This window comes from Bifidobacterium longum subsp. infantis ATCC 15697 = JCM 1222 = DSM 20088, from assembly GCF_000269965.1.
Classification (GTDB): domain Bacteria; phylum Actinomycetota; class Actinomycetes; order Actinomycetales; family Bifidobacteriaceae; genus Bifidobacterium; species Bifidobacterium infantis.
The window spans coordinates 18,717-40,399 of sequence record NC_017219.1; the positions used below are offsets into that span (position 1 = coordinate 18,717).

The 21,683-nt window shown below is 60.6% G+C and carries 19 protein-coding genes and 2 tRNA genes; 4 read left to right on the plus strand and 17 right to left on the minus strand.

Annotated features, from left to right (window positions below; translation table 11 throughout):
• Positions 1-394 precede the first annotated feature (394 nt).
• From BLIJ_RS00095 to BLIJ_RS00140, 10 genes are all read right to left on the minus strand, one after another.
• A tRNA-Ala gene (locus BLIJ_RS00095) sits at positions 395-467 on the minus strand.
• A 42-nt stretch (positions 468-509) separates the two neighbouring features.
• Positions 510-583 (minus strand) — tRNA-Ile (locus BLIJ_RS00100).
• 486 nt (positions 584-1,069) lie between these two features.
• The gene (locus BLIJ_RS00105) at positions 1,070-2,332 is read right to left on the minus strand and encodes a metallophosphoesterase (protein WP_012576477.1); all 1,263 of its coding nucleotides are present in this window, start codon (positions 2,330-2,332) and stop codon (positions 1,070-1,072) included.
• 12 nt (positions 2,333-2,344) lie between these two features.
• Positions 2,345-3,121 (minus strand): phosphonate ABC transporter, permease protein PhnE, encoded by a 777-nt coding sequence (phnE, locus tag BLIJ_RS00110; protein WP_012576478.1) that lies wholly within the window; start codon positions 3,119-3,121, stop codon positions 2,345-2,347.
• On the minus strand, positions 3,121-3,924 hold the full coding sequence (phnE, locus tag BLIJ_RS00115; RefSeq protein WP_012576479.1) for a phosphonate ABC transporter, permease protein PhnE: 804 nt from the start codon (positions 3,922-3,924) through the stop codon (positions 3,121-3,123). Before phnE (BLIJ_RS00115) ends, phnE (BLIJ_RS00110) begins: the two co-directional genes overlap by 1 nt.
• On the minus strand, positions 3,921-4,685 hold the full coding sequence (phnC, locus tag BLIJ_RS00120; RefSeq protein WP_012576480.1) for a phosphonate ABC transporter ATP-binding protein: 765 nt from the start codon (positions 4,683-4,685) through the stop codon (positions 3,921-3,923). The genes phnE (BLIJ_RS00115) and phnC overlap by 4 nt, the downstream gene beginning before the upstream one ends.
• Before the next feature lie 76 nt (positions 4,686-4,761).
• The gene (locus BLIJ_RS00125; RefSeq protein WP_012576481.1) at positions 4,762-5,700 is read right to left on the minus strand and encodes a phosphate/phosphite/phosphonate ABC transporter substrate-binding protein; all 939 of its coding nucleotides are present in this window, start codon (positions 5,698-5,700) and stop codon (positions 4,762-4,764) included.
• Positions 5,701-5,863: 163 nt separating this feature from the next.
• Entirely contained in the window at positions 5,864-6,733 is an 870-nt protein-coding gene (locus tag BLIJ_RS00130; RefSeq protein ID WP_012576482.1) for a MurR/RpiR family transcriptional regulator, read from the minus strand.
• Positions 6,721-7,440, minus strand: a complete 720-nt coding sequence (locus BLIJ_RS00135; protein ID WP_012576483.1) for an HAD family hydrolase — start codon at positions 7,438-7,440, stop codon at positions 6,721-6,723. Before BLIJ_RS00135 ends, BLIJ_RS00130 begins: the two co-directional genes overlap by 13 nt.
• Before the next feature lie 288 nt (positions 7,441-7,728).
• Entirely contained in the window at positions 7,729-9,015 is a 1,287-nt protein-coding gene (locus tag BLIJ_RS00140) for an ATP-binding protein (protein WP_012576484.1), read from the minus strand.
• Positions 9,016-9,259: 244 nt separating this feature from the next.
• On the opposite strand from BLIJ_RS00140, the gene BLIJ_RS00145 reads away from it, so the two are divergent.
• On the plus strand, positions 9,260-10,066 hold the full coding sequence (locus BLIJ_RS00145) for a YgjP family zinc-dependent metalloprotease (RefSeq protein ID WP_012576485.1): 807 nt from the start codon (positions 9,260-9,262) through the stop codon (positions 10,064-10,066).
• Between the two features lie 316 nt (positions 10,067-10,382).
• On the opposite strand, the gene BLIJ_RS00150 is transcribed toward BLIJ_RS00145, so the two are convergent.
• The 3 genes from BLIJ_RS00150 to BLIJ_RS00160 form a co-directional block, all read right to left on the minus strand.
• Complete coding sequence (locus tag BLIJ_RS00150) at positions 10,383-11,696, minus strand: ATP-binding protein (RefSeq protein ID WP_007051743.1); 1,314 nt, start codon at positions 11,694-11,696, stop codon at positions 10,383-10,385.
• 234 nt (positions 11,697-11,930) lie between these two features.
• Entirely contained in the window at positions 11,931-12,410 is a 480-nt protein-coding gene (locus BLIJ_RS00155) for a Dps family protein (RefSeq protein WP_012576486.1), read from the minus strand.
• Positions 12,411-12,506: 96 nt separating this feature from the next.
• On the minus strand, positions 12,507-13,850 hold the full coding sequence (locus BLIJ_RS00160) for a hemolysin family protein (protein ID WP_012576487.1): 1,344 nt from the start codon (positions 13,848-13,850) through the stop codon (positions 12,507-12,509).
• 235 nt (positions 13,851-14,085) lie between these two features.
• Between BLIJ_RS00160 and BLIJ_RS00165 the strand changes: the two genes are divergently transcribed.
• Positions 14,086-15,222: a DUF8462 domain-containing protein gene (locus BLIJ_RS00165; protein ID WP_012576488.1), complete on the plus strand. Its 1,137-nt coding sequence runs from the start codon at positions 14,086-14,088 to the stop codon at positions 15,220-15,222.
• A gap of 314 nt (positions 15,223-15,536) precedes the next feature.
• Here the strand turns inward: BLIJ_RS00165 and BLIJ_RS00170 are convergent, their stop codons facing one another.
• The 3 genes from BLIJ_RS00170 to BLIJ_RS00175 all read right to left on the minus strand — a co-directional run bounded on the left by BLIJ_RS00170 (position 15,537) and on the right by BLIJ_RS00175 (position 17,292).
• On the minus strand, positions 15,537-16,082 hold the full coding sequence (locus BLIJ_RS00170; protein ID WP_256756147.1) for an ABC transporter permease: 546 nt from the start codon (positions 16,080-16,082) through the stop codon (positions 15,537-15,539).
• A gap of 43 nt (positions 16,083-16,125) precedes the next feature.
• Positions 16,126-16,272, minus strand: a complete 147-nt coding sequence (locus tag BLIJ_RS14535; protein ID WP_014484460.1) for a truncated ABC transporter ATP-binding component — start codon at positions 16,270-16,272, stop codon at positions 16,126-16,128.
• A 336-nt stretch (positions 16,273-16,608) separates the two neighbouring features.
• Positions 16,609-17,292 (minus strand): carbonic anhydrase, encoded by a 684-nt coding sequence (locus BLIJ_RS00175; protein ID WP_014484461.1) that lies wholly within the window; start codon positions 17,290-17,292, stop codon positions 16,609-16,611.
• A 205-nt stretch (positions 17,293-17,497) separates the two neighbouring features.
• On the opposite strand from BLIJ_RS00175, the gene ahpC reads away from it, so the two are divergent.
• The gene (ahpC, locus tag BLIJ_RS00180) at positions 17,498-18,061 is read left to right on the plus strand and encodes an alkyl hydroperoxide reductase subunit C (RefSeq protein ID WP_012472063.1); all 564 of its coding nucleotides are present in this window, start codon (positions 17,498-17,500) and stop codon (positions 18,059-18,061) included.
• 168 nt (positions 18,062-18,229) lie between these two features.
• Positions 18,230-20,146, plus strand: a complete 1,917-nt coding sequence (locus BLIJ_RS00185; RefSeq protein WP_012576490.1) for an FAD-dependent oxidoreductase — start codon at positions 18,230-18,232, stop codon at positions 20,144-20,146.
• A 116-nt stretch (positions 20,147-20,262) separates the two neighbouring features.
• Here BLIJ_RS00185 and BLIJ_RS00190 read toward each other — a convergent pair whose 3' ends face one another.
• The gene (locus tag BLIJ_RS00190) at positions 20,263-21,549 is read right to left on the minus strand and encodes an OFA family MFS transporter (protein ID WP_012576491.1); all 1,287 of its coding nucleotides are present in this window, start codon (positions 21,547-21,549) and stop codon (positions 20,263-20,265) included.
• Positions 21,550-21,683: the final 134 nt, after the last annotated feature.

The following is a 21,683-nucleotide window of genomic DNA, read 5'->3' on the forward strand; positions in this document are numbered from 1 at the left end:
TACTCTGCGGCGTTTTACGGCGTCTTCCTGCCTTTTACGTTTCCACTGTTTAATACCGGCTCTGTCGGCTTCTATACGGCTTCTTTCGGTGTTTAGCCATGCCTATGCCGATAACTGGTCTTTGAACGTTTTTGTGATGACCTCTCCCCGATAACTGTATTTTGCTCGATAGGAATTTCGGTCTGCCCGATATACGACACTTCCAAATTTTGTGTGCATGAGCCCACTATGACGTGATGGGTGCCCAATTCGGGTACCTCGGCGGGTACCCATTTCGTTGACATTGGCCGCCTTTCCGTACATTCTCGTTTGTGCCGTATGCCTTGAAAACGTTGGTATTCCGCCGTCTTGGCGTGAAAAAAGGGCTTCCAGATTTCTCTGAAAACCCTGATCGTGGAGCTAGCCGGGTTCGAACCGGCGACCCTCTGCTTGCAAAGCAGATGCGCTACCAGCTGCGCTATAGCCCCGTGAGAAAAAAAGAGCGGCTCGCGGCCGCTTCATTTTTCCTGTGGGCCCGGGAGGACTTGAACCTCCGACCTCATCCTTATCAGGGATGCGCTCTAACCAGCTGAGCTACGGGCCCGATCCATACGCTTCAAAAGCGCACAAGTGATTACAATACCATTGAACGGCGGTATGTCAATAACGGCGTGTCGTGATTGTCGCTTGCGCCATGATTGCCGGCGCGGCGGTCAATGTCCAGCAACACAGCGGTCAATGTTCAGCAACGCCACAGCCAATGCCCAGCTACGTAACCTTGCGTTCTCACACCGTAATGCTGCGGTTACACCTCCCGCCCTGCACAGAAATGTCCAATACACAGCCAAAAACCCAACTAGTGTAAACGCACTCTAGAAAAGGGATACGGGGTTGCGGACCCTATATTTCTATGATCAGGGCGAGCCACCAAAGAATCACCGCATGTGACCGGCACTGCGAATCCAGGATTACATGCGGCGCGTAGGCTCATGGCCCATAGCGCTGTTCGACATGATCGTCGCGTGCATACGTCATATGAAACTGAGGTTTAGGGAGAAGAAGCCGGAGTACGACTTATCTCCCCAAACCCTTATTGCTTCAGCCAGTGTAGGTATTCGTCGAAGAGGTTGTCCACTGTTCGTCTTTCCAGTCGGTATGTGGGGAATGCCTCGGGTGTGTTGGTGATGACTTGGTATCCGCCCAACGGTGCTTCCGTTGCGGGGATCATGTCGGCTTGTATCAGGCCTTGGTCGATGCAGGTCCGGAGTTCTTCCCAGGTCAGGCGGAACACGGATGCGGTGTAGGGTTTGGGGAAGCTGTGGTGGAATTCGCGGATGGTCGTGGTTCCGTCGCTGGTTTTCCGCCAGATGAATCGTTGGAGTCTGATGCCGGTTTTCAGCGTGATGTATTCACCGAACCGTCCGGTGTCGATGGGCTGGTCCAGCCAGGTCCTGTATTCGTCCAGCTTGAGGTTCATCGTCGTCGGATCCAATGGTTCCAGCTTGTCAGTGGTCGGGTGCAGCATCGCGGTCTCGTGCCGGCTGATTCGCCTTTCCTTGAACTGGTAGGAGATGAATCCGACGGAGTTTCCCTGGTATCCGGGTTGCACGTAGGGGATGCCGTGGCATTCGCCGTGGTTGGTGCGGTGTTGGTGTCCGCAGATCAGCCCGTCGATGCCGGGGATGGTGGAGAGGATGCGGTATGCCTGGTCCTCGCCGGTGTCGTATTGCGTGGGTCGTCCGCTGGCCATGTCGCATTCGATGCCGCCGTGGTAGGCGACGATGAGCAGGTCCACGTCCGCGCGTATCCGGTTGACGGTGGTCCTGATGCTTTCGACCGCGTCCAGGACGTGGATGTGCTGTGTGTTGCGGAACGCGGTGAGTTGGGGCAGGGCTCCGGTAACCGCGCCCACGATGCCCACACGGATGCCCCGGGCTTGGACGAGTCGGTATGGATGGAAGATCGGGTGGCCTTCCTCGTCCGTCACGTTGCAGCACAGGAGCCGTTCGTGCAGGTGGGGGTTCTGGCTTGCGGGCAGTGCGGTGCCGTGGTCGAAGTCGTGGTTGCCCAGGGCCATGGCGGTGTAGCCGCAGGCGGAGGCGACGCGGGTGAGCGGGGATTCCCTCTCGGCCGATCGGGCGGTGAAGGTGGCGTAGGCGCTTCCTAGCAGGTAGTCGCCGGCGTCGATGAGCAGCGTGGCGTCGTCCACGCCCGTCATCCGCTTGGCGGCGTGTGCGGCGAGTATGCCGGCCGCGTGGGCGTTCGCGGCGGACGGGTCGCCGGGCACGTCCGCGAGGGTGTCGGGCAGGAAGCCGTGCAGGTCGCTGGTGGCGAGGATCGTGATCGTGGTCATGTGGCAGGCCTTTTAGAGGAGTTTCTTGCGTAGCCATCCGGTCGCCGCGTCGATGAGCGCGACCACGATGATGATGCCCAGCAGGATGATGCTGACCCTGCTCCATTGGCGGCTTTGGATGGCGAAGATCAGGGGTGCGCCGATGCCGCCGGCGCCGACCAGGCCGAGGGTGGCGGCGCTGCGCACCGCAATCTCGAAGTGGTTGAGGGACAGTGACGCGAAGATGGGCATGAGCAGGGGGATGCGTCCGAAGAACGTGGTCTTCCAGAAGTTGGCGCCGACCGATTCCATGGCTTCGGCGGGCCCGTTGTCCATGGATTCGATGTTCTCGGCGTACAGTTTGCCCAGCATGCCGACCATGTGGACGCCCAGGGCGAGGACGCCGGCCGCGGGGCCGGGGCCCACCACCTTGACGAAGATGATGGCGTACACGAGTTCGGGGAACGCCCTGAGCAGGTCGGTCACGAACTTCGCCGCGCCGGCGACGGCGGGGGTGTGCCGCCACAGGGTGGTCGCGCTGATGAAGGACCAGGGGAACGCGATGACCGTGGCGATGACCATGCTCAGGAAGGCGATGCAGATGGTCTGGAGCATGAGGCTGACTAGGTCCTCGCCGCTGCCGTCGTAGACGTACGACCAGTCGGGGTGGAACAGTTGGCTGATGGTGTCCGACAGGGAGGTCCAGGACATGGGGGCCTTGTCGGACCAGTTGGTGGTCGCGAAGCAGACGATGACCGCGATGCCTATGAGGGTGGCCATGAGGTGGTGTGCGGTGAGACGGATACGCATCAGCGGAGCCTCTTTCTGATGATCTCGCTGACCCAGTCGACGATGACGACGAGCACGAGAACGGTGAGTATGACGAGCGACACGCGGTCGTAGCGCATCAGGCTGAGTGAGGAGTTCAGCAGGACGCCCACGCCGCCGGCTCCCACGTATCCGAGGATCACGGAGGCGCGGATGTTGATCTCGAAGGCGTACATGGCGTAGCTGGCGATGTCCTGCCCGATCTGCGGGAGGATCGACCATGTGGCGATCTGCATGCGGTTGGCGCCCACGGAGCGGGCAGCCTCGACGGGGCCGGGGTCGGAGATCTCGATCGACTGGTAGATCAGCTGGCCGACGATGCCGAAGGTGAACACGGCGATGGTGATGATGCCGCTGACCTGTCCGATGCCCATGAACACGACGACCAGGGCGGCGAGCAGCAGCGTGGGGATCGTGCGGATGATGTCCATGACCACGCGGGCGACCATGGCGACCACGCGGTTGCCCGTCACGTTGCTGGTGCACAGGAACGCGAACGGCACGCCGAACAGGAGTCCCAGCGACGTGCCCACCACGGACATGCGGATCGTCTGGACGAGGGGCATCCACACCTTGGCAAAATACGCCCAGTCGGGCGACAGGAGGTTCGAGAAGAAATCCGCGGCCTGCCCCATGTTGGCGATCGCCTCGCCGAAGTCGGTCTCGGTCGCGTCCTTCGCGGCGAGGAAGCAGACGACGAACACTATAACGGTGGCGAGCCGTTTCCACAGGTTCCGGTGCACCGTGTCCTTCAGGGGGCGGCCGGCCGACGGTGTGCGGGTCATGATCGCTCCCCCGTCTTCCCGGCGTCGTCGCCCTCGTAGATGTGGCGGAACATGTCGTCGGTGAGTTGGGCGGGGGTGCCGTCGAACACCACCGTTCCCCGGCGCATGCCGATGATCCGGTCGGCGTATTTCTTGGCGAAGCCGACGGAGTGGATGCTGATGAGCACCGTGGTCCCGTCGTCCTGGTTCATGCGTTTGAGGTCGGTGAGGATCGTCTCGGAGGTGACCGGGTCCAGGGAGGCGACCGGCTCGTCGGCGAGCACGATCCTGGCCTGTTGGACGCGGGTGCGGGCGATGGCGACGCGCTGCTGCTGGCCGCCGCTGAGCTGGTCGCTTCTCGTCTGGGCCTTGTCCGCGAGGCCCACGGTCTTCAACGCGTCGTCGATCAGCTGGTAGTCGGACTCCGGGAAGAGGCCGAGCAGTGACTTGAGGGTCCCGTACCGGCCCAGCCGGCCGGACAGCACGTTCTTCTGGACGGTGCTGTTGCCCACGAGGTTGAATTGCTGGAAGATCATGCCGATCGAGCAGCGCATCGCCCTCAGTTGTCTGCGGCTGGCCTTGGTAATCGACTGGCCGTCGATCATGATGTCGCCGCCGGTGATGTCGTTGAGTCGGTTGATGGAGCGCAGCAGCGTGCTCTTGCCCGCGCCGCTGGGGCCGATGATGGCGACGAACTCGCCGTCCTGGATGGTCAGGTTGACGTCGTTGAGGCCCAGCACGTCGTTGCCGTATTCCTTGGTCACGCCACGTATCTCGATCATGGGTTTTCCTTTCCCCGTAACGGGCGAAGGGGCGGCCGCCGGCGTCGCGTGGACGGGCGGCCGCCCCCGTCAACGGTCAGTTGGCCGCTTCCTTGATGTATTCCTCGATGGTGTCGTAGTTCTTCTCCTCGGCCTGCGTGTAGCCCTTGTGGCCCCACATGGCCATGGCGGTCTTGCCCTCCTCGTCGTTGGGCATGTCGAGGAACGCCTGCTTGATCTTGTCCTGCAGGGCCTGGTCCATCGACGGTTGGACGGCGATGGCGTCGTTCGGGATGTCGCCCTCGGTCAGGTAGAGGACGCGCAGCTCCTTGAACAGGTCCTTGCCGGCGAACTTGGAGGCGAACACGTTGCGCGCGCCCTCGAACACGAAGCAGGCGTCCTGCTGGCCCTCGAGCACGGAGGTGATCTCGCTGGGGATGTCGTTGACCGTGGTGAGCGTGGACTGCGTGGTCGGGTCGACGCCGGCCTTCTTCAATTCGACCACCGGGTAGATGTAGCCGCTGGCGGAGGAGGGGCTCAGCGTGGCGATCTTCCTGCCTTTGAGGTCGGTCAGCTTCTTCAGGTCGCTGTCGGCGCGCACGAGCACCTCGCCCTTGAACGATCCGGACAACTTGCCCTCGACCGGCTTGCCGGTGGTGCGGTCGTAGGCACCCAGCTCGGAGGTGAGGATGGCCTTGGCGGCCTGCTTGTCGCGCGCCTGCACGTAGGCGGCGGGCGGCATGATGCCGATGTCGACCTTGTGCGAGGACATGGCCTCCACGATGGTCGTGTAGTCGGTGGCGAGGGTCACATCGACCTTGCGTCCGAGCTTCTTCGACAGGTAGTCCGCGAAGGGCTTGGCCTTGGCCTGCATGCTGCCGTCGTTGTTGGTGGGCACGAACTGGAGTTCCAGCGCCTTGTCGGCGGAGTCGGAACCCTTCGACGAGCCGCAGGCGGCCATCGTGGCGCACAGCGCGACCGTGGTGGCGGCGACCGCGATGGTCCTCAGCATCTTGTTCTGGATGGAAAAAGGCATGGTTCGACCTTCCTCAATGGGTTTTCGTTGTGAAAAAAGGATTTCCGCGTGATGATGGATGATGCGCGGGCCCACGGCGGGACCCGCGGCGGATGATGAAAGGAAGACTGGCGTCCGGCCGATGCCGGCGCCGGATGATGGGTGAGGTGTGGTGTTGCGGCTCCTATCTGTCCAGGTGTTCGGAAATCTGTGAGATGACCCCCGGGTCCTCCTCGCCCCTGCCCAGCTGCCCGGTCAGGGATTCGATGACGATGTCCAGGGGAAGACGCGACGTGTCGATGAGCTCGTCGTTAAACGTGGTGGCCGGCGTGGACGCGACCAGGGTCGTCGTGGCCCGCGTGGCCAGGGAGGAGTTCGCGAAGCTGGTGACCGCCAACGCGTCGGCCCCGTTCGCCGTGGCGACCTCGACCGCGTGGACGGTGTGCCTGTTCTCCCCGGAACCGGAGATTGCGATGATCAGGTCGCCCGGTTTGAGCAGGGAGGCGCTGATGTCCTGGCCCAGCGGGTCCCGGACGAAGGTTACGAGACGGCCGTACCGCAGGAGACGGCTTTCAAGGTTCGCCGCGACCCCGCTGGACAGGCCCGATGCCACGATGACGATGCCCCGCGCGTCGCGGATCATCTCCAACGCCCGGTTGAACGCCCCGGCGTCGAGGCAGTCGGGCAGCTCCCGCAGCATGTCGAGCATGCCCCGGATCCTGGCGATGATCCGCTCGCCCTCCGAGCCGGCCTCCCCGTCGGCCCGCGCGTGCCCGCGCTGCTCCAGCAGGCTTCTGATCGCGTTGTCGCGTGCGATGAGGATCCTCATCTCCCGGTACCCGTGGCACCCCAGATCGGCGCAGGTCCTCACCACCGTGCCCGCCGACACGCCCGTCTCGCGCGCGACCGTCGCGATGGGCAGGTCCCCGATGACGTCGGAGTTCTCCAGGAAGAAGCGCGCGACCTTGCGCTGCGCCGGATCCAACGCGTCCAACGCAAGCCGGATGCGGGCGAGGATCGATTCGGCCGGCCCGTTCGCGTTCACCTGTCCCATGACGCGCATCCCTCCAATATCGCCCCGTACATGTCGGGAAGGAGCGCCGTCCGGTACGTCGCGCCGCCATGCCGGCCCGTGCCGCCGATGTACGCGGCCTCGCGGCCCGCGGCGAGCACCGGGGCGATGTCGTTGTCCCAATGGTCGCCGATGCTCAACAGGCGCCCACGTCCCGCGAGACGGTCGAACGCGGCGATATGATCGCCCCAGCGTCCGGGTTTGCCCGCCCCGTCGACGATCAGGTCGAAACGACCCTCCAGCCCGAACCGTCCGACGGTCTCGCGCACCCCATGCAGCGGCGAATTGGTCAACAGCACGCGAACGCAGCCCAACGAACCCAGATCGTCCAGGAAACCGGGAAGACCCTGCGGCATGTCCACATGGACAAGACCACGGGCCAGCTCGTCCCGGCTGGAAAGATACGCCTGCTGCAACCCATCCGCCGGCACATGGCCCGCGCACATGTCGCTCACCACATCGTAACCGTCGTTCCAATGCCGGCCATCATCCGTGACGGCGCCGCCAAGATAGAGATCCAGCGTCCTGACGGCCCGTTCGCGCAACCCCGCGGGCAACCGGGCGAAGGCATGGCGCGCGTAGGAACGCACAGGCCCGTCGCCCAGGCTGATCGTCCCATCGAAATCGAAGACGACCGTGCCGACCGGCTGGCGTCCGTCGGTCCGTGACCGCTGCTCTTCATTGCTCATGCCTCCATTAAAACACGAAATGAAAAACGTTCAATGACTTTTGAACATAATTCCGACATGGTTGGCCTACTGTTCATCTTCCTCTGCTTGACGTGGCGCGGATCGAATGGCGGGATGATTCTCGGTGCCTTGCGATTCCGAAGTGCGGCCGGGCACCCCGATGTGACTTGGTATCTTGCCATGTGCCACTTGAGTGTTTGAGGTTTGCGGCGGACCGGGCGGATACGTGATGATGCCAAGCCCCGATAAGGGGGTCTGCGTTCCGGGGCATCTGCCGGCCGTCCGGCGTCACATCGTCAGGCTGTCCGGGTCGAGGAGGAAATCGTAGACGCTCATCGTGAGGATGCCGTGCTCGTCGCGGACGGGTTTGACCACGTCGCATACGAGGACGATCTTCTGGAAGCTGTCGTCGATCTCGAGCAGCGAGGCCTTCTCCTGCGCGACCTTCTCCGGTGTGGGCAGTTGGTACGCGGATTGGATGTAGCAGCGCCGGTTGCCGAGGTTCGCCACGAAATCGACCTCGAGGCGTTTGCGGTACGGCACACCTTCGCGGGCGCCGCGCCGGTCGACCACGCCCACATCGACGTTGTAGCCGCGTGTTCGCAGCTCGTTGTACACGATGTTCTCCATGATGTGCGTCTGCTCGATCTGGCGGAACCCCAGTCGCGCGTTGCGCAGCCCCATGTCCTCGAAATAGTATTTCTTCGGGCTGCCGATGTACTTGCGTCCCTTGACGTCGAACCGTCTCGCCTCCTCGATGACGAACGCGTCCTCGAGATGGCCGATGTATTGCATGATGGTGTTCGTGCTGATGCCGGAATGCAGCACGCTGGCGAACGTGGCCTTGATCTTGGACGGATTGGTCAGGGCGCCGATGGAGGAGGCCAGCACGTCGACCAGGTCGTCGAGCTCCTGCGACCTGCGCAGCCTGTTGCGCGAGACGATGTCCTTGAGATAGGTCTCCTCGAACAGGTTCTTCAGATAGAGGGACTTCTGCTCGTCGCTTCTCATGGACAAGGTGAGCGGCATGCCGCCGAACATCACGTATTCGGCCCAGCCGTGTTGGACGTCGCCGTCGTACGCCTGCATGAACTCGACGAACGACAGGGGGCGGACGCGGACCTCGTCGCCGCGGCCGCGGAACTCGGTCATCACGTCGGTGGACAGCATCTTCGAGTTGCTGCCCGTCACGTACACGTCCACGTTGCGCATGCGCAGCAGCCCGTTGAGCACCCCGTACAGACGGGGCGGTTCCTCGCCGCGCATCTCCTCGTCCGAGATCGCGTACTGCACCTCGTCCAGCAGCACGTAGTACGGTTCCTCGCGATTCGTGATACGGGATCTCACATAGTCGTACAGGGCGAGCGGGTCGCGGTAGCGCTCGTACATCAGATCGTCCAGTGCGATCTCGATGATGTGGTCGTCGTCCACGCCCTGCGCGCGCAGATGGTCCTCGAACAGGTCGAACAGGAGATAGGTCTTGCCGCAGCGCCTCGCGCCCGTGACGACCTTGACCATGCCGTTGCCTTTGCGCGCGACGAGATCGTTCAGGTACTTATCCCTGGAGATGCGCATCGTATTCTCCGATCAATGTCCTGTTCCCATGCCGCTATCGCGTGGATTTGACATTTATGTCAGTTTCACTCAATAGGAACTCATTCTATTGCGCGATTTTGACATAGATGTCACTTTCGCTCAATAGGATGGGTGAATCATGGGAGGACAGGGCGTGCGCGTGGTGGGTAAGTGGCGGTTGCCGATTCGTGAGGGGCGGCATTGTGTGCCGCTTGTTGTCCGCCGTTGTGCGAGAATGACTTGCATGCCTTATCGCCGTCGTCAATCCACCGCTCCGAAGTCCGGTGCGCCGAAATCCGTTCGGTCCGCTGCCACCGAGCAGTCGTTGGATATTGATGGCATCCATCTGCACCTGACGCGCAAACCCATCAAAAACCTGTATCTGCGCATCAAACCGCCGAGCGGCCGCGTCGAAATCTCCGCACCGATGCGGATGAGCGAGAGTCGTATCGCGGATTTCGTCAAAGAGCGACATTCGTGGATTCTTGCCCAGCAGCAGTGCATGGCTGAGGCGCAACGGCGCTCCATCATGGCATTGAACGAGGGTGCCGGCTTCGAGAACGGAGGTCGTGGCGTAGCTGGTGCCAGCGGCCATGATGGAGGCGTTGCCGGTCGTCCGAAAACCGGTGATATCAGTCGTCCGGGAATTGGTGACGCCGGGCCAGGCCAAGCCGGTACGAATGTCCAACCGTATTTTGACCGCTCCCAAATCTGGACCGACGAACGCAAACGACAAGCGGCGGCCGCGATCAACGCCGCGTTGCCACAGCTGCTGGCCAAGTGGGGGCCGGTTATTGGCCGACAGCCCACGCATATCACGCTACGGGTCATGACCTCGCGCTGGGGATCGTGTACGCCGCGAACCGGCCGCATCCGTCTGAACCTTCAATTGGGAGTGATGGAACCGCAATTCCTGGAATACGTCTTGGTCCATGAGATGACGCATCTGTGGGAAAGCGGCCACGGCGCCGGATTCCAACGCCGCATGACCGCCTACCTACCCGGCTGGAAGACGCTACGCCGCGACCTCAACCGCCGCGTGGTGCTGTGACGATGACAGGTCAGGCTTCAGTGCCGGCGATGTGGCTGATGGCCTGATCGGATTCGTTCGCATGGTCCGAATGCGCCACCATCTCGATGGCCGCCGGACACCCGCTCACCGACGAACTCGAACGGCGCATCAGCGAACTTCAGCTGGAGCTGAAGCAGTGTGAAGGCCAGCAAGGGCGAACCGATCGGTCCAGCCGAGCTACTCAGACCAACCAGCCCAGCCAGTCCGTTCAGACCGACCTAACTATCAGAGCGGGCCCTCTGACCAGTCCGAACCATCTGACCGGCCTGTACTTGTTGACTAAGTGTGCGGCCCGTCATTCGTTATGGAACATGCCGGCCATGTATACAGGCAGGTAGGTTACATTCCCTTCGACTGAGACGTTGCACGGGCCAAGCACATAGCCTGTATTGAGATGGTATTCAGGGTGGGCGAGCACGTTGTCCATTGCGCGATGGCGTTTGTAGGATTTGCCGGACTTCACCTCAATCGGCAGCACGTGATCGTTGCGGTCTTGGATGAGGAAATCGAGCTCGCCAAGCTTCTTACTGTTGTAGTAGTACAGGTCAAATCCGTGAGCGCGTAGCTCTTGGGCCACCGCATTTTCATAGATTGAACCGTAGTTGATATCAGGGTTGCCGTCGAGTACGTCGAGCGCGGTTTTCTTGAGAAACGAGCCGGTAAGCAGACCCACGTCGTTGTAAAAGAGTTTGAAGAGGTTACGTTCCTTGCTCATCTCCAACGGTGTGCACGGTTCGTCCACGTTGTACGCGGCGACGGCTACATCCGCATTGACCAGCCAATCGAAATCGGAAGCAACCGATTGGAATCTCATGTTCTTTTCGATTTTGGCGAAGGTAAAGCGCTTGTTTGGGTTATTTAACTCGCTGGGCACCAAATCGTAGATAGCGCGGATATGCAGCCGGTCTTCTTTGCGCGCGTATTGGCTGATATCGCGGCGATATTCACGCTTTATGTTCTCTTGTATAGTGCGCACGTCCGCAACGCTGCCGTTTGCCACGAACGAGTCGACTGCGGCAGGCATGCCGCCGATGACCAGATATTTGGAGTATAGCTCCATGAGCCTTTGATGAATGAACTCATCCACTTCCTGGTGCTTGGCAAAGCATTCGGCAAGCATATCGAATACGTCGTTGCCGATATGCTGCGACCAGCAGAACTCTTGGAAATCCAGTGGATACATATCCAGCTCGGTCAGGTACCCGACCGGTACCGAGCGTATATCTTCGAGCTCGACTCCAAGTAGCGAGCCGGAAAGCGCGTAATCGAACCGACCATCGTCTACAAGGAACTTAATTGCGGTGACCATTTCCTTGCAACGCTGGACCTCGTCAAAGAAAATCAGGGTTTTGCCGGGTACTAATGGCGTATTTACGGCCAGTTCCAGCCTCATCAGTAGGTTTTTGGCATCGCGGGGCCGATCGAATAATGCAACGAGGTCAGGGTTCTCGATGAAATTGAGCTCGGCGATATGGTCGTAATGCTGTTGGGCAAAGTGCCTGATGATATAGGTTTTGCCAATCTGACGGGCTCCGGTGACCAGCAGTGCAGTGCGTTTCGGCGCGGATCTCCAAGCTTCCAGCTGTGTCTCGATTTTTCTTCGCAGCATGAGAATCTCCAGTCATTTGTAGGCCTTGCATCTATGCTGGGCACGTTTTCCAACTGTTTATAGAGCATATTTTACACTTTTCCAACCATAAGAATGTGGTTTTGGCTACGTTTTCCAACCTCAGAATGGGGAGTTTTATACACTTTTCCAACTTATGTATGTGGAGATTCTCTATTTCACGTGAGACGAAAGTGGCTCCCCTCTTTGAGGGGAGCCACGGAATACAGCTTTTACTTATGCCAGGTGAGAGCGCATGAACCACTGGAACTTTTCGAGTTCCTGCACGTGGTCCTGGATGATGTTGGAGCTGATCACATCCAGCTCGTCCAGCTCGGCGATGGCCTTGCGGTCGTCGGCGATGAAGGCGTCATAGTACTCGATCAGCGCCTTGAGATACTCCTCGGTGCCCACGCGGCCCTCGGCGTCGAACGACTTCCACGTGCGGTTGCGCACGATGGCGTCCGCGCGGCCGTCCGGGGTGCCGCCCAGAGTGGCGATGCGCTCGGCGGTCTCGTCGGCCTGAGCCAGCACGGCCTCGACCTCGGGGTCAAGCATCTCGTGAACGGCGATGAAGTTCGGGCCGGTCACGTTCCAGTGTGCGTGCTTCAGGACCAGAGCGGCCTCCTGCTCCTGGCTCAGTCGGTTCTGCAGGATGGCGATGGCCTTCTCACTGGCCGCTTCATCAAGGCCCGGCATAACAAATGCAAGTGTCATAATGTTCCTTCTTTCTGTAGGTGGAACCTGTCCATATAATTCTACGATTTTTGGTTATGCCCCGGGCTGAACGAATAGGTGGTGAATATCATGTGGTTAGTTGGCGTCGTCGGTTTGGGGTTCCTCCGGCAGTGGCGCATGGTCTGGGGCGCCGGCTTTGCGGACTTCGATGGTTTCGATGCGGCGGCCATCCACCTTGGTGACGACCATGTTGTAGCCGTCGTCGGAATGCAGCACGTCACCCACCGCACCCATCTTGCCGGTCTTGGACAGGAAGTATCCGGCGACCGTCTCATACGGGCCGTCCTCCAGCTCGATGCCGGTCAGATCGGCGAAGTCCTCAATGGTCATGCTGGCTTCGATCGTGGCCACGCCATTGACGAACGCGGTGCGGGTGGTGCGTTCGCCGCCCTTCTCGCTGGGCAGATCGTACTCATCGCGAATATCGCCCACAAGCTCCTCAGTCATATCCTCAAGCGTCACGATGCCGTCCGTGCCGCCGTACTCGTCGATGACCACGGCCAGATGGATGCCGCGCTTACGCAGCAGTTCCAGGCTCGGCAGCAGCTTGGAGGTGCCGGGCAGGGAGATGCCTTCGCGCACCACATCGCGCACGATCTTGGCGTTCGGATCGCGCACGTCCAGCAGATCGCGCACATGCACGAAGCCGATCACGTCGTCGAAATCCTTGCCGGTCACCGGGTAACGGGAGTACGGCTGGTCGCGTACGAACGCGGCGGCCTCGGCCAGGGGCTGGTCGCCCTCGATGAAGACCACGTCGGCGCGCGGGCGCATCACCTCGGCGACGATGGTTTCGGACGCATCGAACACATCGTCCAGAATCGTGCGTTCGTCCTTGGAGAGGTTGGTGTTGGAGCTGACCAGCACGCGCAGCTCGTCGTCGGACACCTCGGACTCGGTCTGCTGCGGGTCGAAGCCGAGCAGGCGGACGATGCCGTTCGTGTTCTTGCCGATGAGCCAGATGATCGGGCGGCAGACGGCGGCGAAGGCGTCGATGGCGGGCACCACGGCGCGCGCGATCTGCTCGGTGCGCTGCATGGCGATGCGCTTGGGCACCATCTCGGAGATAACGATGGAGCAGTAGGAGATGATGAGGGTCAGGATGATGTTCACCAGGCCGCCGGCGATGCCGGGGTGCACACCCCAGCTTTCGACCACCGGAATCAGGTAGGGGGCGATGGAAGAGGCGCCGAACGAGGCGGACAGGAAGCCGGAGAGCGTCACGCCGATCTGCACGGTGGAGAGGAAGGTGTTCGGGTCACGTGCGATTTTGGCGACTTTGGCGCCGCGAGCGTCCTCCTGCTCCATTTGCTCGATCTGCGAGCCGCGCAGAGAGACCAATGCCAACTCGGTGCCGGAGAACACGGAACCGATAACGAGAAATACAAAAATCAGGAGGATGTTCAAACCAAGTGACATGCCTTTAACTCTAGGGGAGTGGCACGTCAAATTGGGGTGTGCTGGCTGGGCAGGGTTTGCTAGCTGCGCTGGCTATGTGAGGCGTGATGTGTGTTGACGTGTGTGATGGTGTGAAAGAGTACGCAATGATACGCAATCGTGTCATATGGTGTAATTTCGTGTAATTTGGTACGCAATCGTGTAATATGGTACGCAATCGTGGCAGATGGTATGTGTTGTGGGCAGGAGTGTGGTCATGGCAGTCAATCCCTTCAAACCAACCGCCGGTAAAATGCCGCCGATTCTTATTGGCCGGCACTCCATTATCGAAGATTTTTCCGAGGCGCTGACCAACGGGGTAGGGGCTCCTGGGCGCATCATGCTGGTCACCGGGCAGCGCGGCTTCGGAAAGACGGTTATGCTCACCGAATTTCGGCGCATCGCCAAAGCGCAGCATTGGGAAGTCATTGGAGAGACGGCGTCCGCAGGACTGGTCACGAGACTCATAGCGGCATTATCGCCTTCGGGATTGCGTCTGGATCAGGCCAATATCAGTCCTTCCATTGGAATTTCCGGCATTGCCACGGCGAGTCTCGGGCAAGCGCACTTTTCCGCGGAATCCAATCCGCTGACGTTGCGCAACGCGTTGAACAAGCGGCTGGGCAGTAAGAAACTCGGCAAAGGGAAGGGCATTCTCATCACCATCGATGAGACGCAAGCGGCCTCACACGATGATTTGGTTGCCATTGCTACAGCCGTGCAGCACGTCATTACGGATGCCGATGAAAGTGATACGCCTGATGAGGATAAGAAGGGCGTTGCCATCGTATTTGCCGGCTTGCCGTATATGGTCAACGATTTGCTGGATAACGAGGTAACCACATTCCTGCGCCGTGCGCTACGCCGCGAATTGGATAACGTGCCGCTTCCAGACGTCAAGAATGCGTTCCTGGAAACAGTTGCGGATTCCGGCAAGACCATCAGTGGGGAAGATGCGCTTGAAGCCGCTCGCCAGTCTGAAGGATACCCGTACATGGTGCAGCTTGTTGGCTACTACATGTGGCAATCTGCGCAGCGTCGAGGTTCAGATGTCATTACCGCGGACGACGTGTCGACCGGTGTTTCCGATGCGTTGCTCGCCTTCGACGATGCCGTATGCGCTCCAGCGCTTGATGGCACCACCAGTGCAGAGAGGCTGTTCCTCGCGGCCATGGCCAAGGATTCGCCAAATCCCACGCAGGTGGGTGATATTGCGGATCGTGCGCGCAGAAGTCGAAGCTGGGTGAGCAAGTACCGGGCGGTTCTTATCAAGGATAAACTCATTCGCCCGGCAGGTCATGGGCAGCTGGAATTTGCGGTGCCGCATTTGGGGCAGTATTTGCAGTCGTTGTAGCACCAAATATCGGGTTGGGTTCATTCATTAGGTCAATTATGCGTTCATTTGGTGGGTTGCCGGCATGGTGAGGTGTTGGAATGGCAGCATTTCAATAGTCGGTATCGGGGTCCAGCGACCAAATGAACGCATAATTGACCTAATGAATGAAGTAAGCCGGTTGCAGGCGAGTTGCAATCCGGTTCTACGAATGCCGACGCATCTTGGCCACGGCATTGCTGACGCAAATACGCAGCACAATGGTGAAGACGACCACCATAATCCCCAGAATGCCAATGTTGAAACAGAACTGATCCGTGGTGTGCTCCCATAGATCATCCTTTTTTGAACATCGGCACCTTGGTGGGGCCATACAGCAGATCGTTGAGCCCGATATCCGAGGCGGCGGCGGAGAAGCCCCAACGCCCGGGGAAGATCATGCTGACCAATTCGAGACTGTCGCGGCCAGTGACCGTAATCATGCCGCCGGAGAACACCAACTGGGCCATAACCAGCACCACCAGCAATGGCATCGTCTGTTCTCCTGACTTCACCAACGCCGAGCCGACCTCGCCCAACAATGCGGAAGTCCACGCAGTCAGCCAGATCGCCAACACCAGTTCGGGTATGCCGGAATCAGTGACCACACCATGGTCCGGGCCGGGCTTGCCGAGGCTGACCGCAGTGGTCAGAATCGCCGCCTGCAACAAGGTTTGCAAACCCATCACGATGAGTTTCGAGGCGGTGTATGACGTGGGCGCCAAGCCCACCGCGCGCTCGCGGTCGTAAATCGCTCGCTCGGAGACGATGTCTCGCACGGACAAAGCCGATCCCATAGAACAGGCGCCCAGTATGACGAGCACAAGCAGTTGACGAATCACCAGAGTGATGGTCTGTTTGATGCGGAATGGCTTTGCCGGTTACTCATGCTCGGTGTGCCGCATGATGGTGGATTCGGCCTGCATCCGCCAGCTGGCGCAACATGGTCATCACCATAAGATCCAGCGCCGGGTCGAGGCCCGAGGTCGGTTCGTCGAGAATCAGCAGTTCGGGGCTGAAGGACCCGTGCACGCGGTTGGTTGTGAGCTGGGACTCGAGCCTTACCGCTTGCGTGCTGCCTGCCAGAACAGTGCCGACGGCATCCGATGGGGAAGGGGATGCGGAGGAAGATGCGGGTGACGGGGATACGGGTGATACTGGCACTGGCGATACTGTCGTCGTTGCCACTGCTGCTGGGCGGGGTTGCTGTTGCAGATGTGCGAGGGCCGGGTTGGCGGTACATGTGGCAGATCCATAATGGATAGTAAGGGTAGGCGGCATTGGTTCAGATTTCCGTGTACTTCAATCTCTTTTAACACAGATGTACCGCGAACACATTGCACCCGGCAAACAAGTCCTGACTGATGGTCAGAAACTCAGCACCTCGACCTTGCCGGTGCTGAGCTGGTAACGGGCGCCGACGATCATCAACTGGTCGGCGGCCAATGCCTGCTGGATAATGGGGGATTGTTCCACCAGCGTCTCAATGGTGTGGGCCACATGCACACGCTCGATATCTTCATGCGCGTCGAGCTCGGCTTCGCGCGCCTGCCAGACGGACATGCCGGCTTGGCGCAGAATAATCGATTCGGCGGCGGCGATGTGCTCGTCGAGGTCGTCCATCGCGTCCGCGGCCTCCAGTGAGCCGTCGGCTTCGGAAGTGATGGTGTGCATCAGGTCATCCAGCTCCTGCTCGGCGGCCTCGATTGCGCCGCAGTGCTCGTGACCGAGCACACAGATCAGGCTGACGTGCAGTTTCTTGACCGCGTACTCCAGCGAGGCGATAACCGCGCTATCGATGAGTTGCCCGGCGGTGCGCACGGTGAACAGGTCGCCCAGGCCCTGATCAAAAATGATTTCCGGAGGCACGCGCGAGTCCGAGCAGGAAAGCACCGCGGCATCCGGGTTCTGGCCATCAAGCAACGTTTGACGGGTCTCCTGATCCTGCCATGGATGGTCGGGCTTGCCCTCGGCAAAGCGCCGGTTGCCTTGCAGCATGCGACTCCACGTTGCGTTTGCGGTCGATTCCTGTTCAAAGTCTGACTGAGCCATGAAACCTCCATTATCAGCGGGCTGCTGATTGCCATATTAGCGAGTATTCGCGCATAGTCGTGATTGGGGCAACGGCCATTCGGGCACAAGAGTTGCGGGTGGTGTGATAAGGCTCATACGTTACACCCGCGCGAGCCGTGGCTCACCACATTACGATAGGTGGTGGTAAACGCTTGAAGATTAACAATTCCCGAAAGGACCGATGATGACTCTTCTGCAGCATGAACTGACCGATTTCAAGGTGAACGCATTCCAGAACAACGAGTTCCACGAAGTGACCAAGGACGATGTGCTCGGCCACTGGTCCCTGTTCTTCTTCTACCCGGCCGACTTCACCTTCGTGTGCCCCACCGAGCTTGAAGACCTGGCCAAGAACTACGCCAAGTTCAAGGAAATCGGCTGCGAGATCTACTCCGTCTCCTGCGACACCCACTTCGTGCACAAGGCTTGGCACGACGCCAACGAGAAGATCGCCAAGATCGAGTACCCGATGCTTGCCGACCCGACCGCCCTGCTGGCCAAGGATCTCGACACCTACAACGAGGCCGATGGCATGGCCGAGCGCGGCGACTTCATCGTGAGCCCCGAGGGCAAGGTCGTGGCCTACGAGGTCATCTCCTCCAACGTGGGCCGCAACGCCGAGGAGCTGCTGCGCCGCGTGCAGGCCTCCCAGTTCGTCTACGAGCACGGCGACCAGGTCTGCCCCGCCAACTGGACCCCTGGCGAGGAAACCATCGAGCCCAGCCTCGACCTCGTCGGCCAGCTGTGATCGACACTGAATAGGCGGTAACCTTGGCTCCCCTCTCTGAGGGGAGCTGTCGCTGAAAGCGACTGGGGGGAGTGCTCGCGAGAGCTAGCCTGATCCGATATGCTCCCCTCAGTCTCACTACGACAGCTCCCCTCAGAGAGGGGAGCCAGTGTATGTAAGGGAGTTTTCATGACTCAGACCAACAATCTCTATGACGTCGTCGTCATTGGTGGCGGGCCGGCTGGCCTGACGGCCGGCCTGTACCTGGCCCGCGCTCGCTACCGTGTGCTGATTCTTGAAAAAGATGATTTCGGCGGCCAGATCACCATCACCAACGAAGTCGTCAACTATCCGGGCGTGGGCCGCACCACGGGCCGCGCGCTCACCCAAACCATGCGTCAGCAGGCTCAGGACTTTGGTGCCGAATTCCTCTCCGCCGAAGCCACCGGTCTCGACGTGGATGGTGACATCAAAACCGTGCACACCTCACGCGGCGACCTCAAGACGTTCGGCATCCTCATCGCCACCGGCGCCAGCCCGCGCAAGCTGGGCTTCGAGGGCGAGGCCGAATACGCCGGCCGTGGCGTGGCCTACTGTGCCACCTGCGACGGTGAGTTCTTCACCGGCAAGGAAGTGCTGGTGGTCGGCGGCGGATTCGCCGCGGCCGAGGAATCCGTGTTCCTGACCAAATACGCCTCCAAAGTCACCGTGCTCGTGCGCGAACCGGACTTTACATGCGACGCCGCAGTGGCCGCCGAAGCCAAGAACAACCCGAAGATCGACGTGCGTTATCAGGTCGAGCTGAAGGGCGTCACCGCCGGCCAAGGCGGCCTGCGAGAAGCCTCGATCCTGAACCTTGCCACCGGCCAGACCGAAACGTGGAAGCCCGCCGACGCCGGCACCTTCGGCGTCTTCGTGTTCGCCGGCTATGTGCCCGCCACCGATCTGGTGCGCGGCGTAGTGGAGCTCGATGATCACGGTTACGTGGTCACGCACGACTACCTCGAAACCTCGGTGCCGGGCGTATACGCGGCCGGCGATCTGCGCGTCAAGAACCTGCGCCAGGTGGTCACCGCCACCGCCGACGGCGCGATTGCCGCCGTGGAACTGGAGCGTTATGCCAAGCAGATGAGCGAGAAAACCGGCTTGGTGCCGCCGCGTCCCACTGCTTCCGCTTATGAGGAGTCCGAGGCCAAAGCCGCCTCCGCCGCTTCGGCCGCTGGCACGACGCCCGCCCCGGCTCCCGCCAAACGCAGCGCCGATGCCGCAGCCGCAGCCAGCGCCGCCAAGAAGTCCGGCGAACTGTTCTCCGCCGCCATCAAGCAGCAGCTTGGCGTGGTCTTCGGCCGCATGACCCGCCCGGTCACCCTTGCCCTTGAGCTGGACAGCACCCCGCTTTCGGCGGAATTGCAGGGCTTCATCGGCGAGATGGTCGCGTTGTCGAATGGCAAGCTGAACTCGGTCGCCGTCGATGCCGCAGGGCTGATCACGGCGGTGGATGGTGCTTCTGTGCCTACTTCTTTGGTGGTTGGCGAGCCATTGGCCGTCACTTTGCCGGACGGCACCGAACTGCCCACTTATGGTTCGTTGGACGATTCCGGCCGCGCCACATTCGACGTCGCCGGCGTCCTGCCGCTCGCCCGCCCAACTGTGCGCATCTGCGTGCCGGCTGAGGGCGACGGCAAAGCCGGCAAGGACGGCAATGGTTCACTGGTCTTCACCGGTCTGGCCTTCCACGGCGTACCTTCCGGCCACGAGTTCAACTCGTTCGTGCTTGGCCTGTACAATGCGGCCGGTCCCGGCCAGCCGCTGGGTGATGACCTGGTCGAACGCGCGAAGTCCATCACGGACCCGCTGAACATCATGATCCTCGTCTCGCTCACCTGCACGATGTGCCCGGAAACCGTGCTTGCTTCCCAGCGCATTGCCTCCCTGAGCCCGGCCGTGCGCGCCGAAGCCTACGACGTCTCGCACTTCCCCGAACTTAAGGACCAGTACGGCGCGATGAGCGTGCCCTGCATCGTCATCACCCACGCCGACGGCACCCAGCAAGTCGAATTCGGCAAAAAGAGCATCCCCCAAATGCTCGAACTGGTCGGCGCGTAAGCCGCACGACCTCAGGTACTCAACAGCAACAACAACGATTCTGCCAAAATCGTGACGTACATCGACTGATGCGATCGATGCGCCCGACTCCGGCAGAATCGTTGTTTTGCGGCATCTCAGCCTCGGTCTTCGACGGCCTTCGTGACGTTTCTGTCGCCGAGGTACTTGACCAGGCTGATGCTGATCAGGGCCACAACGAACAGGCCGGTGAGCACCGGGATGAGTGCGGCGTAGCGGTGGGCCTGATCAGGCGCGTGGGCAACTACGAACGAGGCCAACTGGTTGCCGGACAGACCAGCGAATGCCCAGGCGCTCAGCGTCAGACCGTGCGTGGTGGAGACGGTTTTGGTGCCGAAGTGCTGATCAAGCAGCACGGGCAGCGTCGAGAAACCGCCACCATAGCCCGCGTTGACGAGGAACAGCATGGCCAGCACGGCCCACAGCAGAGCGTTGTCGATGCTGTTGGTGAAGATCTGCAGCAAGCACACGGCAATCGACATGATGAAGATTACCTGATAGACGGTCTCGCGGCGCTTCAGGTGGTCGGAGAGTGTGGAGAAGCCCACGCGGCCAGCCGTGTTGAACACGGAGTCCACGGCGAGCACCAGTCCGATGATGCCGGAGATGGCGGCGGCAAACTTGGCGGGGCTCAGGTTGGCATACTGCGGGAAGGCCTTGAGCACATCGTGCAGGATGTCCTTCTCTTGGCTGATGAGGGCCAGGCCGCAGGTGATGTTGATATAGAAGGCTATCCAGATGCCCCAGAACACGGGCTTCTTGAGGATTGTCTTGCGGCTGACGTGTGAGGTCGCGGGATCGTACACCCAGCCGGCCGGACGCTTGATGAGCAGGAAGCCGACGAACATCATCACCGCGTAGACCGCGGCGAGGATGAAAAACATGCTGACCAGGCCAACCGTGCCGATGAGATATTCCATCAGTGGGCTGGCAATGGCCTTGGCCAGGCCGAAGCCGGCGACGGCGATGCCGGTGGCGAGGCCCTTGTTGTCGGCGAACCAAAGCATCAGGTTCTTGACCGGAGTCAGATAACCGACGCCCAGGCCGATGCCCATGATCGCGCCATAACAGATGAACACGCCCGGCAGGAAGTTCAGGGCGATGCTCACGCCCGTGCCGGCGAAGCCGACCACGAAGCAGACCATGGAGACGAGTGCGGATTTCTTGATGTTTTTCTCCACCATTGGCCCGGCAAACGCGGCGGACATGCCGAGGAAGAAGATGGCGAGTGAGAAGCCCCATTCCACGGAGGCGGGGCTGGCGTGGAGACGGTCAGCGATAAGCTGCTTGAACACGCTCCAGCAATAGACGGTACCGATTGGGATATGAATCAGCAGTGCGGGAATAATCGCGCTGGTCCAACGATTCTCGGTAAACCTTGCCATATATGGACGGATCCTTTCGTAACTGGTGTACGATGACCTGCCGACCCGAACGAGAGTCGCACCGCCCATATCCACGCACATCACGACGGCATGCCCCCGTGAACCATCCGGGCTGCACGAATCGAATCAAATCG